Annotated in this window: 12 protein-coding genes and 1 pseudogene; 4 read left to right on the top strand and 9 right to left on the bottom strand. The window is 44.2% G+C overall.

From position 1 onward, the window contains the following. Window positions 1-6 precede the first annotated feature (6 nt). Window positions 7-1,089, bottom strand: a pseudogene (gene alr, locus M1E93_RS02105) (alanine racemase). A gap of 141 nt (window positions 1,090-1,230) precedes the next feature. Beyond that, window positions 1,231-2,640, bottom strand: a complete 1,410-nt coding sequence (gene dnaB / locus M1E93_RS02100) for a replicative DNA helicase (protein WP_004924545.1) — start codon at window positions 2,638-2,640, stop codon at window positions 1,231-1,233. A 329-nt stretch (window positions 2,641-2,969) separates the two neighbouring features. Here dnaB and M1E93_RS02095 point away from each other — a divergent pair, with 329 nt between their 5' ends. Beyond that, window positions 2,970-3,953, top strand: coding sequence for an NADPH:quinone reductase (locus tag M1E93_RS02095; protein ID WP_036942008.1), 984 nt, complete (start codon window positions 2,970-2,972; stop codon window positions 3,951-3,953). Window positions 3,954-3,995: 42 nt separating this feature from the next. Here the strand turns inward: M1E93_RS02095 and dusA are convergent, their stop codons facing one another. The 6 genes from dusA to M1E93_RS02065 form a co-directional block, all read right to left on the bottom strand. Next, complete coding sequence (gene dusA / locus M1E93_RS02090) at window positions 3,996-5,006, bottom strand: tRNA dihydrouridine(20/20a) synthase DusA (RefSeq protein WP_004924554.1); 1,011 nt, start codon at window positions 5,004-5,006, stop codon at window positions 3,996-3,998. A 198-nt stretch (window positions 5,007-5,204) separates the two neighbouring features. Continuing rightward, entirely contained in the window at window positions 5,205-5,999 is a 795-nt protein-coding gene (locus M1E93_RS02085) for an inositol monophosphatase family protein (RefSeq protein WP_014656881.1), read from the bottom strand. A gap of 50 nt (window positions 6,000-6,049) precedes the next feature. After that, complete coding sequence (locus M1E93_RS02080) at window positions 6,050-6,529, bottom strand: DUF6882 domain-containing protein (RefSeq protein ID WP_036942011.1); 480 nt, start codon at window positions 6,527-6,529, stop codon at window positions 6,050-6,052. A 78-nt stretch (window positions 6,530-6,607) separates the two neighbouring features. Continuing rightward, entirely contained in the window at window positions 6,608-7,543 is a 936-nt protein-coding gene (locus M1E93_RS02075; protein WP_004926079.1) for a nucleoside hydrolase, read from the bottom strand. A gap of 102 nt (window positions 7,544-7,645) precedes the next feature. Continuing rightward, window positions 7,646-9,805: an ornithine decarboxylase gene (locus M1E93_RS02070; protein WP_014656883.1), complete on the bottom strand. Its 2,160-nt coding sequence runs from the start codon at window positions 9,803-9,805 to the stop codon at window positions 7,646-7,648. A gap of 271 nt (window positions 9,806-10,076) precedes the next feature. After that, a complete protein-coding gene (locus M1E93_RS02065; protein WP_004926073.1) occupies window positions 10,077-11,096 on the bottom strand; it encodes a mechanosensitive ion channel family protein in 1,020 nt (339 codons plus the stop codon). Between the two features lie 190 nt (window positions 11,097-11,286). Here M1E93_RS02065 and M1E93_RS02060 point away from each other — a divergent pair, with 190 nt between their 5' ends. Then, the gene (locus tag M1E93_RS02060; RefSeq protein ID WP_088498935.1) at window positions 11,287-11,691 is read left to right on the top strand and encodes a DUF2750 domain-containing protein; all 405 of its coding nucleotides are present in this window, start codon (window positions 11,287-11,289) and stop codon (window positions 11,689-11,691) included. A gap of 90 nt (window positions 11,692-11,781) precedes the next feature. On the opposite strand, the gene rbsK is transcribed toward M1E93_RS02060, so the two are convergent. Then, entirely contained in the window at window positions 11,782-12,702 is a 921-nt protein-coding gene (gene rbsK, locus M1E93_RS02055; protein ID WP_036942016.1) for a ribokinase, read from the bottom strand. Between the two features lie 171 nt (window positions 12,703-12,873). On the opposite strand from rbsK, the gene deoC reads away from it, so the two are divergent. Further along, complete coding sequence (deoC, locus tag M1E93_RS02050) at window positions 12,874-13,542, top strand: deoxyribose-phosphate aldolase (RefSeq protein WP_004926069.1); 669 nt, start codon at window positions 12,874-12,876, stop codon at window positions 13,540-13,542. Window positions 13,543-13,588: 46 nt separating this feature from the next. Continuing rightward, on the top strand, window positions 13,589-14,368 hold the full coding sequence (gene deoR / locus M1E93_RS02045) for a DNA-binding transcriptional repressor DeoR (protein ID WP_014656887.1): 780 nt from the start codon (window positions 13,589-13,591) through the stop codon (window positions 14,366-14,368). Window positions 14,369-14,414: the final 46 nt, after the last annotated feature.

Genomic DNA, 14,414 nt, shown 5'->3' with positions numbered 1-14,414 from the left:
TGTTTGCTATTCGTCTACATATTCCATGACAACTCTTGAGGTTAATTTAGTCAGTAACTCATAATTGATAATGCCTGTTTGTGCGGCGATTTCTTCAACTGGCAGAGATTTCCCCCATAAAATCACCTCATCACCCACTTTATCATTGGCATTTGGCCCAAGATCAACGGTGATCATATCCATTGAAACTCGTCCTACAATAGGCACTTTTCGCCCATTTACCAAAACTGGCGTACCTGAAGGCGCGCTTCGGGGATAACCATCACCATAACCTATCGCAACAACGCCCAACCGAGTGTCACGCTGGCTACACCATGTTGCACCATAACCCACACATTGCCCAGCAGCATGCTCCCTAACAGCAATCAATGTTGATTTTAGTGTCATCACACTTTGTAAGCCAAAATGCTCGGCGGATGTGCCTTCTTGAGGGGAGGCACCATACATGATGATCCCCGGCCTAACCCAGTCATAATGGGCATCTGGCCATAATAAGATCCCTGCCGATGCCGCAATCGATTTTTCTCCGGCCTTATTGGCAACAAACTGTTTAAAGCAGTGAATTTGATTTGCTGTTGTCGGTAATTCAGGCTCATCAGCCTGACAGAAATGGCTGATAATATTGATGGGGTGTTTGACGTTTTTACACGCTTGCAAGCGCTGATAGAATGCTTCCGCATCTTGAGGCAACACGCCTAAGCGGTGCATGCCTGTGTCGAGTTTCATCCAAACTTTAATCGGGTTCGCCAATTCGGTTGCTTCCAGCATTGCAAGCTGTTCAACACAGTGGATAACCGTATCGATTTGATGTTCCACTAACAAGGGGAGATCAGAATGTTCGAAAAAACCTTAAAGTAATACAATAGGAGCCGTTATCCCTCGTTCCCTCAGTGCCAAAGCTTCTTTAAGTCGGGCGACACCAAAACCATCAACGAGATCTTCAAGGGTGGTGCTGACTTCGGTTAATCCATGGCCATAAGCATTTGCTTTAACAATGGCAATTAAACGGCTGTGTGGTGCGAGTTCTCTAACTCGTTGCAGATTATGTCGCAGAGCGCGGCGGTTAATTAAAGCGGTTGCCGCTTTCATTATGTCCTCTTTTTACTTTCTTATAAATCATCCAAGATGCAGCTCAGCGCCAAAGATAGATAAGCCGCTTGCTGCATACATACGCATCTGACTAGCCCACATGAGCCTAGCCAACAACACTGCCGCTTTTAGTATGACAGCTCACTCATCGTCATAGGCAGGCCCCGCATAGTTATCAAAGCGAGACCATTGACCATTGAACGTTAATCGAACCGTACCAATCGGACCGTTACGCTGTTTACCGATAATGATTTCCGCCACCCCTTTCAAGTCACTGTTATCGTGATAAACCTCATCACGATAGATAAACATAATAAGGTCAGCATCCTGCTCAATAGAGCCTGACTCACGTAAGTCTGAGTTGACTGGACGCTTATCCGCGCGTTGTTCCAAGCTCCGGTTAAGCTGTGATAGCGCCACAACAGGCACATTAAGTTCTTTAGCTAATGCCTTCAGTGACCGAGAAATTTCAGCAATTTCAAGTGTACGGTTATCCGATAATGCAGGGACTCTCATTAACTGTAAATAGTCAATCATAATCAGACTTAAACCACCATGCTCTCGATAGATACGACGCGCACGGGAACGTACTTCTGTTGGTGTTAAGCCAGAGGAGTCATCGATGTACATGTTGCGCTTTTCTGACAAAATCCCCATGGTGCTAGAAATACGCGCCCAATCCTCGTCGTCAAGCTGGCCTGTACGAATACGTGTTTGATCAACACGCGATAAGGAGGCCAACATACGCATCATGATCTGGCTACCGGGCATCTCCAAACTGAAGATCAACACGGGTTTTTCTTCCGTCATCGCTGCATTTTCACACAAGTTCATCGCAAAAGTGGTTTTCCCCATTGATGGACGAGCTGCAACAATAATAAGGTCAGAGCCTTGTAGACCCGCCGTTTTCTTATCGAGATCTTGGTAACCTGTCGACACCCCTGTCACACCATCGTGAGGTTGCTGATACAGTTTTTCTATTTTTTCAATGGTTTCAGCCAAAATTGCTTCAATATCTTTTGGCCCTTCGTCCTTATTCGCTCTCGACTCTGCAATTTGGAACACCTTCGTTTCGGCAAAGTCGAGTAAATCTTCACTGCTACGCCCCTGTGGGTCGTAACCCGCATCGGCGATATCATTCGCGACTTTGATCATGTCACGCACAACAGCACGTTCGCGGACGATGTCGGCGTAAGCATTGATATTCGCGGCACTTGGGGTATTTTTTGATAACTCGGCAAGGTAAGCAAACCCCCCGACATCATCCAATTTACCTTCCTGTTCAAGGGATTCGGATAATGTGATCAAATCGATGGGTTTACCCTGCTCAAGCAGAGTTTGCATTTGAGCAAAAATGGTACGATGCGGATGACTGTAAAAGTCTGCATGGGTGACACGCTCGGAAACAGTATCCCAACGGTCATTATCCAGCATCAACCCTCCCAATACAGACTGCTCGGCTTCGATAGAGTGTGGTGGAAGTTTTAAGCCTTCCATTTGCTGATCGCGCGGCGCACTGTACTTGTTTTCTGAAGGGTATTTCTTAGCCATACTTTCTTATCCACATCCATAATTAACTAGCACATTAGTATACGCCAAACTTGTTACTGACGTTGGCTTTCTTTGTGTTTTTCTAACGGGTATTGTGCCTTTCGTCGCTGTGGCACTAACCAATAATTCTATCATCAAACCATAGCGTTATTATTGCGCGATTGATATGGTAGGCAAATCAAACGCGAAATCATTTGTGTTGTTTGTTGAAGGCAAGAAATTATCCCTATTGAGCCAGCGATGAGAAAATGGGCGTTGTCTGCCCATCATCCAGCCGGTAATTTGATTATACGACAAGTACAAGCAGACTGTTCCTATCGGAGATGATCATGGTAAAACGTATTGAATTTGCACAACATGGTGGCCCAGAAGTTCTCAGCTATTCCGATTTCGACCTAAAAGAGCCTGCCGATAACGAAATTCAGATAGAAAATCATGCAATCGGCATCAACTATATTGATACTTATGTCCGTAGTGGGTTATACCCCGTCGCGAGTTTACCATCGGGACTTGGTACTGAAGCTGCGGGCATTGTGGTAAAAACCGGCTCCCAAGTGACAGGTTTTCGCCCAGGTGACCGAGTGATGTATGCTCAAGGCCCGCTAGGTGCTTATAGTGAAGTTCATAATGTTCCTGAACATGCCGTTGCCCATCTTCCTGATGGAATTTCATTTCAACAGGCTGCCGCCTGTGGCCTGAAAGGTATGACTGTCTATTATCTGCTGAATCAAACCTATCAAATCAAACGAGATGAAATCTTTTTATTCCATGCGGCTGCGGGTGGTGTAGGCCTGATTGCTTGCCAATGGGCAAAAGCGCTTGGCGCTAAAATGATTGGTACCGTTGGCAGCGCTGAAAAAGCCGAGCGCGCTAAAGCGGCGGGGGCATGGGAAGTCATCAATTATCAAACAGAAGATATCGCGGCACGAGTCAAAGAGATCACTCAAGGTGAAAAGGTGAATGTCGTGTACGACTCAGTGGGCCAATCAACTTGGATTGCCTCATTAGATTCACTAAAACGCCGAGGTTTAATGGTGAGCTTTGGTAACGCATCCGGCCCTGTGACCGGCGTGAACTTAGGGATTTTAAACCAAAAAGGCGGTTTATACGTCACTCGCCCATCATTAGGGGTCTATGTCACTAATCGGGCGGAGTTAGATCAGGCAAGCCATGCGCTGTTTGATATGATCTTAAGTGGCAAATTGAATGTGGATGTCCCTGAAAAACAGATCTTTGCCTTGAAAGATGTGCAAACGGCCCACCGCACATTAGAGTCGAGAAAAACCCAAGGCTCTAGCCTGCTAATCCCATAATTTTGAGTGAGATGCCAACGACGGTTGGCACCTCACACTACATTATTGGTCGCGGGTGACGAATGCAAGAGCCTGCTCGACCACCGCCAGATCAGCCCCTTTCTTATGGGCATTTTCACTCAAATAGCGCCGCCATTGGCGAGCACCGGGTATTCCTTGAAATATCCCTAACATATGACGAGTGATATGACCAAGATAAGTGCCTTGTGATAACTCTTTTTCGATATACGGGAACATTTGGCGAACAGCATCCACCGCATTCACTACAGGTAATTGGCTATCGAATAATTGGTTATCTACCGCGGTCAAAATAGAAGGATTTTGATAGGCTTCACGCCCTACCATCACGCCATCAAGGTGACGTAAATGCTCTTTTGCCTCTTCCAGTGTTTTTATTCCCCCGTTAATCGCCATGGTTAAGTGGGGAAAATCCCGTTTTAGCTGATAAACGCGCGGATAGTCCAATGGAGGAATTTCACGGTTTTCTTTCGGACTTAGGCCGGATAACCACGCCTTACGCGCATGGATGATAAACATTTCACAACCGCCTTTAGTTGAGACGGTATCAATAAAATCACACAGGAATTCGTAGCTATCTTGCTCATCAATGCCAATGCGTGTTTTCACTGTGACAGGTATCGACACAACATCCTGCATCGCTTTCACGCAATCAGCCACAAGCTGAGCATCCGCCATTAGGCAAGCGCCAAAACGACCATTTTGTACGCGGTCTGAAGGGCAACCAACATTGAGGTTGATTTCATCATAACCACGCTCTTGCGCCAACTTTGCACATTGCGCTAATGCCTCAGGGTCGCTCCCCCCCAGCTGTAATGCTACTGGCTGCTCTTCTTCACTAAATGCCAGATAATCGCCCTTACCATGAATAATGGCACCTGTTGTAACCATTTCAGTATAGAGCAACGTATTTTTACTCAATAAGCGATGAAAATATCGGCAATGGCGGTCAGTCCAGTCGAGCATAGGAGCAACGGAAAATCGATTTATGTTTTTATAGCCTGTCATACCTTGAAAAACCTTGTTTTCAGTCATTTTTATATTTGACGTGTTTCGGTGTATCTTAACCTATTTAATCTGTTTTTGCTGTATTGGAAACACGACTAAGGACACCATGGCTTTGGTGTCCTCAACAAATGACGGCTCCCCGCCGTAAAACTGATTTGCTGCCATAAAGCACGCCGATTTTTTTAGAGTAGAAACTTTCATTACCTACGGTCGAGTTTACCCTATTTACGGGTTCATTAACTTAACCAGTTGATCGGCAAGTTCAGGCGTTGAAGCACTCAATAGGCTGCCACTAAACATGACGTTATCGCGTTCACCACTTAACGAACACACATCACCCCCCGCTTCACGAATACATGGTATCAATGCTGCGCTATCCCACGGTTTCATAATCGTATCAATGGCCCCATGTAGACGCCCTGTTGCCACCATGGCATGCTGGTAAGCATCGTTGGCAAAAATAAAGTCGCGAGCGCAACTGACAACACGGTCAAGATGGTAAATCGTTGTACCTTCTCGTTGATTGTAAGTGCTACTGTGGATCCCCGATGCGGAAATGACGGCATTAGCGACCTCTTTAGGCGCATCAGTACCTAATGTTAGCCGCCGAGATAAACCGTTATGTGTTTCCAAGTAGCAACCTTGCCCTTTTGCTGCGTAAACTACCGTTGAAATGGCAGGGAAGCTGATCACCCCAACGATAGGCTCCCCCTTTTCAACATAAGCAATCAAAGTGCTAAAGAGTGGAATGCCATAAATAAAGGCGCGCGTGCCATCAATCGGGTCAATCACCCATCCAGATTCGAAAACAGTATCGCCTTCAAGGCCAAATTCTTCACCAAGGATCGGAACATCCGGTGTGTGTTGGGCAAAGTGCTCACGCAATGCCGACTCAACACGTAAATCTGTTTCCGTGACCACTGAACGGTCGGGCTTATAGTCAAAACTGCCCGCACCTTGAAATGCTTCTACGGTCATCGCTCTGACTGATTTTGCCGCTTCAAGCGCAATCGCCAGCATACTGTGGGCTCCTATTTAAAATATAACATTATGGCAATCATAACCCATGATTATGCTTGGGTTTTATGCAGTTTGACCTCACCAAAGGTCATAAAAATCAATGTGCTTCCTGCGACCCCACGATAAGCCCCTTGTTGCTGATTCAATTCGCAAGCGAGTGCCGTAAATAGCCATGCTTCATTTTCCGAGATGTCACACATCGCATCGGTAAGCTGCTCATAACCTTTGCGTTCAGCAAATTCTTGTACAGCCAATGCGTCTTGTAACAATGGCTCCTCAATCGAGCTATTTGCCCATCCCCACATCCAACTCCCTTGGTTTTGATCATAAGTACCAATGATTTGCACGGGAGCAACAGCAACGAGACCGTCTGGAGCATGAAAAACAATTGTGCCCTCTTCTTGATCGACTGACCAACTTGCCTGATCAAGATGCCAAGTATCACAGTGGAATTGGCTTTTATGCTGTAGAGCATTCATACTTCGCTCGATTAACGTATCGTAAGGTAAATCTTCAAGTTCTTGATTCATTTATATATTCCTTAAACTACAGCGTGATTATCGAACGTCAGTTTTTTATCTTATTTATCCTATAAACTGTCTTATTCACTAACCAATATTTTTTAATGCATCGACAACCAATTGCCAAAACTTAGCATGATCGAGTTTGACGGCAACCTGAGTATGGCAATCTTCAGGAGCCGGATGGCGGAAATCGGCCACAGTCATTCCAAGGGTGAGAGTTCCTGTCAGTTCAATATCTACAGGTACGCGCTGTGTCGTCATGACGGAAGGGTCGATAACATAGGCAACGGCACAGGGATCATGCACTGGTGGAGCATCAAATCCTTGTGCTTGTTTATACATTTTGCCAAAGAAATCGAGTAATTCGACGACAAATTTCGCGCAGGGTGTTCCCACGTCAGCAATGTTAGCAACGATATCTGTGGTGGCAAGCGCTTGATGGGTGAGATCTAAACCAACCATCGTTAGTGGCCATTTTTCATTAAAAACAATATGTGCCGCTTCTGGATCAATTTTGATATTAAACTCAGCCACAGGACTCCAATTTCCTACATGGTAGCCTCCGCCCATCAGCACGACTTCTTTGACGCGTTCGACGATACGTGGCTCCAACCTTGCGGCTAATGCGATATTAGTTAGCGCCCCAGTAGGCACTAAAGTGATTGTTTTGGGTGGGTGCGACATGATCAATTTAATGATCAATTCTACCGCATGGCAGTTTTCCAAAGTCAACGATGGCTCAGGTAGTTGAGGACCATCTAACCCAGAGTCACCATGAATATCGGGGGCAATTTCAACTTCACGTACCAGTGGTCGTGAGGAGCCGGCTGCAAAAGGAATACCACGAATTTTTGCCATTTCAGCAACGGCTAAGGCATTGCGAGTCACTTTTTCAAGCGTTTGGTTACCAGCAACGGTCGTCACTGCCAGTAAGTCAATTTCAGGGTTGCCATAAGCTAATAGCATCGCAATTGCATCGTCATGTCCGGGGTCGCAATCAAGGATGATTTTCTTTGCCATACACCTTACCTTATTGAATTAAAAGGGAGCCTTTTATTAAAGCTCCCAATGTAACCAGCTAACAAAGTAAAATCTATGAGCTTTCGCCGATTTAAAAAATGTTTACTTCAAAACATGCGCATAGACACGTTTTTGTCCATCTTCTGTTTTCGGGATATATACCCCTTGTAGCTCAGGCGCAAATCCCGGAAGCAAGTTGATCCCCGCCTCCAAAGCTTGGAAGTAACGCAAGACAGGCCCTTCCCAAACTTCACCGGGCACCACACACAGTACGCCCGGAGGATAAGGCAGCGCCCCCTCAGCAGCAATACGCCCTTCTAGCTCACATAGAGGAAGCAGCTCCACGTTGCCGCGAATAAACTCAAGGTGCGCTTGTTGTGGGTTCATTTTCACTGTCGGAAAATGCTGCTTACGGAACATCTCTTTTTGCAATTGCTTAATATTGTACTGAACACTCAACTGGTGCATTTCTTGGCACAAACGACGTAATGTGTAGCCTTGATAATGCTCTTGGTAGCGTTGATAAACGGACGGTAACACTTCTTCCAGTGAAGCATCTTCATCCAGTAATTGTTCAAAACGAACCAAATGGGTAACTAGTAGCTCTAATTTCTCTTTACTCTCTGCGGGGGTGAGTAAAAATAGGATGGAATTTAAGTCACATTTCTCGGGGATCACACCATGTTCACGTAAGAAATGCGCCAATATAGTCGCCGGAACGCCAAAGGATTCGTATTCACCACTTTGAGCATCGATACCCGGCGTTGTTAGCATCAACTTACAAGGGTCAACAAAATATTGATTTTCCGCATACCCTTCAAACGCATGCCAACGTTCATTAGGAATAAAATTAAAGAAGCGCTGTTCAGAAGCAATTTGCGCCGTTGGGTACTCTTGCCATGGTTTTCCGTCGACAAATTCAGGCACAAAGGGTCTAAAATAATGGCAGTGGTTGATAATGGCTTTTCTAACCTCAATGCCAAGTCTTACGCACTCCATCCACATCATTTCCCCTGCATCCCCTTGATGCATACGCGCATTGACATCTAACGAGGCAAACAGCGGGTAAAATGGACTGGTAGACGCGTGCATCATAAAAGCGTTATTCAGCTTTTTATGCGAGACAAAGCGCTCTTGCCCTTTAATATGGTTATCTTTTTTATGGATTTGCGACGCTTGCGAGAACCCTGCCAATTGTTTATGCACCGATTGAGTCACCATAATACCAGGATCATTTTCATTTAATTCAAGTAATAGTGGCGAACATTGGCGCATCATAGGGATAAATTGTTCGTAGCCAACCCACGCAGAATCGAACAAAATATACTCACATAAATGACCAATTTTATCGACAACCTGCCTTGCATTGTAAACCGTGCCGTCATAAGTACCGAGCTGGATCACCGCTAAGCGGAATGGACGTTCACGCGTATTTTTTTCAGGCATGACGTCATTAATCAATGAACGCAAGTAGTCCTCTTCAAAACAATGCGCATCGATTCCCCCGATAAAACCAAATGGGTTACGTGCCGTTTCAAGGTAAACCGGTGTTGCGCCCGCTTGGATCAGGGCGCCATGGTGGTTTGATTTATGATTATTGCGATCGAATAAAACCAAGTCTCCCGGTGTTAGCAAGGCATTTAACACGACTTTATTGGAAGAAGAGGTGCCGTTTAGTACAAAATAGGTTTTATCTGCATTAAATACGCGAGCTGCAAATTTCTGTGCTTCTTTCGCAGCCCCTTCATGGATCAGCAGGTCTCCCATCGCGACATCAGCATTACACAAGTCGGTACGAAATAGGTTTTCGCCATAAAATTGGTAAAACTGTTCGCCAGTTGGATGGCGGCGAAAAAATTGTCCACCTTGATGACCCGGACAAGCAAAAGTGACATTATGCCCCGCAGCATAATCCATCATTCGCGCAAAAAATGGCGGTAATAGCTGCTCAAGATAGTGATTTGCCGCCGCAAATAATTGACGACTATTTTCACTACGCTCAGCCGGTGCAGGCGGCAAAATTCCCGTTAAATAAGGAGGATGAGGGATATCATCTGGAAGCTGTTTATCACTAATGATAAACAGCGGAATACTGAGTTTACTCTCTGCAACCCTTTTCCACAGCCCTTGATTGGCATCCAACTCGGATAGCACAACAGCAGCAATATTGTTTAACTGTGCATCGCGAATATCTACCCATTGGAATTCTCCCGTAAAGTAGATAGCGACCCCCTGGCTACATGCCACATTGATTTTTTTCATAACAGTCTGGCTCTTAGTTAGCTGAGGAAAAGAGGCCGACAATATACTTGATAGGAAATCAGATTGGAATTGCCATAAAGTGCGGGAATAATTCTAATTTTTCGGGAGGAGATAATATTTGATAACCTACTGTTTAATAGCATAAAAAATTTCTATGCCATTTTTAAGTTATCAGCATTAAACAAGGAAAAATGGGTGCGAAATTCATTAACCGACTAACATTAAGCCTATTAGCAGAATATTAGTCGGCCAATTTCTCTAAACTGGGAGCTTAGTTGTTTTTTTCCATATACAGTGTCTGTGTAGGATAAGCGAAGTCCGCACCATGCTGTTTGACGATGGCAATTATTTTTAAATAGACTTCTTGTTGTGCGGCTAACCATTCGGCCCACACGGTAGTTTTCGTAAAACAATACACCATAATATTCAGTGACGAATCCGCAAACTCATCAAAATAGACTAATAATGTTTGCCCAGTATCAATACTTGGCTCTTGTTGCAACATAGTCCGAATATCACTCACAATAGCGCCGATTTTATCGGCATCTTCATAGCGCAGACCTAATGACGTTTTGATTCGGCGGTTAGTCATACGCCCAGGGTTTTCAACGCTTATCGACGAAAAGAGTGAGTTAGGGATATACAAGGGTCGATGGTCAAAGGTGATAATTTTAGTAATTCGCCAACCAATCTCAACCACCGTACCTTCAATGTTTCTGTCGGGTGAGCTAACCCAATCGCCGATATTAAAAGGCCTATCAAAGTAAAGCATGATCCCTGAGAAGAAGTTACTCAGAATATCTTTACCGGCCATACCGATAGCAATGCCGCCAATCCCGCCGAAGGCCATCAACCCCGATAGGCTCATGCCGAAATGTTCGCCAAATAGTAAAACCATTACGACAAAAATGGTGGTTTTAAAGACTCGAGCGATAATACGTGCAGAGGTTGGATCACTTCCTCTTTTTATTTGCGTTTTTTCAAGTCTATTGACGAGCTGAAACAGCTTACGCACGAGAATGATCGCAATGATGGCAACAGTGATGAAATTAATCAGCGGAGTTGAAATAAAGGTTAAATTAAAATCCGTTGCCGCCATATCCAAATATTGAGCGGCAACCATCACCATACTACACAGCACAGCGGTCTGAATAACATGAATAAAAATACTTTTATTCTTATGCTTATGCCTACGTTTTTTACTTATCATCTCGAAAATAATAGCCACGGCTAAACACACCGCAACGATAGTAACGCCAATGGCATATTTTTCGAGTAATGAATCAATCATATCTCACCGCTCCAAGCTGCCCATTTTACTTTTTAATAAAACTTATATGTCTACTACGCTATTTTCGATAAACTCTTGATGGATCAAACGCAGCAATAAAAAAACCTCACTAAGATAGCAACTTTAAACGTGATTTTCTCAACAATTATCAACTGTTTTTTTAGACTATCTAATATGGATATAACGCATAATGTTTACCCCTGATCCCAAAGAAATTGATACTGTACTTCGATTAAATCTACAACAAAAATACCGCTATTTTGTCAGTAAAGTTGCCGATTGGGAGGAAGTTTGGGTAATTTTCTGCCAAGAGGAGCTTGTTACCATGCGAGATAATAATAGACGCTTATTATTACCTGTTTGGCCTGCTCAAGCCTATGCACAGCGTAATCTTAATGGTCAATGGGCCAAGTGTACGGCAACCAAGCTAACACTGACCCACTTTATGACAGAAATATTGCCAGATATGGATGGCGCAAATATGACAGTTGCCATGATGGTAGACAGTCAATGCCAAACTTATGTGATTGCCGAAGCGAAGTCGCTATTACAAGATTTAATTGAAGCGTGTAAGCACCGCAGCTCATCGATTTAGGCTGATAATTAACCATAAGGAATAAAACTTTCTCACATGAGTCAGCCTTATGAGCTTATCAGCCTAATTGCCACTCTCGCTCTTAGCGATTCACGATTTAAGCTGCACGAATTCAGCAAACTCTTCAATACTTGGATAAGAGGATTGCGTTCCTTTACCTGTCACACTAAATGCAGAAAACATGACAGCCTTTTTCAAAGCTTCCGCGATATTGCCTGTATGCACATAATAATGAGAGAAACAGCCAATAAAAGCATCTCCTGCACCACTGGTATCCACCGCATTCACTTTAATGGCAGGGATCAACAACTCGTTATCGCGAGTCATCCAGAGTGCACCTTTATCACCCAACGTGACGATAAGATTTTTCAACCCTTTATCGAGCAAAGACTTGGCTGCACGGCGGATGTTTTCCATCGAATCAACAGGCATATTGGTGAGGATCTCAAGCTCAGTTTCATTCGGCACAAAGAAATCACAACGACAAGCAAAATCAAGATCTAACGTACGCTGTGCTGGTGCAGGATTCAGCAATACAGGAATGTTATGTTTGTTACCAAAAGCAATCGCGTGATAAACCGTTTCTAATTGAACCTCAAGCTGCAATACGATCAATTTGCATTTTTTCAAATCGTCAGCCGCACGCTCAATATCTTCAGGGGATAAAAATTTATTTGCTCCTTTCACAATGAGAATGCGATTAGCAGAATTCGGATTAACAAAAATCGGTGCTACACCGCTAGAAGTACATGGCACTTTTTCCACATAACGGGTGTTAATACCATAAGACTCAAGATTACGAATGGTGTTATCAGCAAAAATATCATCACCGACTTTTGTTAACATAATCACTTTTGAATTAAGTTTTGCCGCAGCAACCGCTTGATTGGCACCTTTACCACCACAGCCGATTTTAAATGCAGGCGCCTCCAAGGTCTCACCCTCTTTTGGCATCTGATCCGTATAAGTGATCAGATCGACCATATTTGAACCTATAACTGCTATATCCATAACGCCTCTCATGTTAAATAAATCACATTATGATACTATATTAACATTATCATGTTGCATAAATATCATTCGTGATTAAGATCGCGAATAACGAATGAGCAAGTGTCATATCCGCCACATTTTTTCATTCCTTATTATTGACTCTCTCTATTCTCAATAGGAAAAATTTACATGAAAAATATAGCACAATATATCGATCATACTCTGTTGGCCGCCAATGCAACCGTCAATGACATCAAACAGCTTTGTGCCGAAGCCGCAGAGCACCACTTTGCTTCTGTCTGCGTGAACACAGGTTATGTTCCTTTAGCCAGCGAATGTCTGAAAAACAGCGATGTTATGGTCTGTTGTGTGGTAGGCTTTCCGCTCGGTGCATGCTTAACTGAGGCCAAAGCATTTGAAGCCGCAGAAGCCGTACGCCGTGGTGCTAATGAAGTTGATATGGTGATTAACGTTGGTATGCTAAAAAGTGGTGACCTTGAGTTCGTTCGCCAAGATATTGCCGCCGTTTTAGCGGCTTGTGGTGAGGCAACTTTAAAAGTTATTTTGGAAACTTGCCTATTAACCGATGATGAAATCACCCAAGTTTGTGAAATTTGCCGCACATTAAACGTTGGTTTTGTGAAAACTTCAACAGGTTTCAGTACAATGGGCGCTACAGAGCACCATGTCGCGTTAATGCGTAAAGTCGTTGGTGATAAAATCGGCGTTAAAGCATCAGGTGGTGTGCGTGATCGCGAAACCGCAGAAAAAATGATCAAAGCCGGAGCTAATCGCGTTGGGGCAAGTGCCAGTGTAGCGATTGTTTCGGGAAACAGTGTAGCCTCTAATGGCTACTAAATGTTGGGGCGCGGTTAGCCCGCGCCAATAAAGAAAGGATTGCTCGGTGATAGAAACGAAACAAAAAGAACGCCTTCGTCGTTTGAGTGAATGTATTAAACGCTCAGGAAGAATTCACCTTAAAGATGCCGCAAGAATACTTGAAGTCTCTGAAATGACGATCCGCCGTGATCTGAATGCCGAGACCGAAGGGCCTATTCCAATGTCTCTGCTTGGTGGTTATATCGTTTCTGTCACCCAACCTTCCTCACTGGCACAAAATGATCCTCAAGCCGACATCTTTACCCCCGATCAAACCGAAGAGCTACATATCCCCAATTTAGCGGCGAGTATGGTGTCAGAAGACGATGTGATCTTTTTCGATAATGGGATCGAAATGGCTACCTTAATCGCCTTGATCCCAGAAGAGATAAGCTTTACAGGGATTTGTTATTCACATAACGTTTTTTTGGCTCTAAGCCAGAAAAAAAATGCCACCGCATTACTCTGTGGGGGGGAATATCGCCCTAAAAGCGACTCATTTTATAACCCGACCCAACCTTCTCTCCTTGATTCGATTAACCCGAAAAAAGCCTTTATCTCGGCTGCCGGTATTCATAGTCACTATGGCGTCACATGCTATAACTTAGACGATTTAGCAATGAAGAAAAAAGCGATGGAAAAATCAATCCGCAAAATTTTGCTCGCCAAATACAACCTGTTTGATGAAGTCGCCACGGCCAATATGGGGGAACTTTCGCAATTTGATGTCATTATTACCAATCGGCAACTCGCTGATGAATATGAAACCTATTGCCGCAATGGGTTTGTGAAAGTCATTTACTGACAGCAGTGATACCCAATTTACTGCCTATTTTTTCGACACGCATGAT

Origin of the sequence: Providencia sp. PROV272, from assembly GCF_049901975.1 — a bacterium.
Taxonomy (GTDB): domain Bacteria; phylum Pseudomonadota; class Gammaproteobacteria; order Enterobacterales; family Enterobacteriaceae; genus Providencia; species Providencia stuartii.
This window is presented reverse-complemented; position numbering and strand designations above follow the sequence as displayed.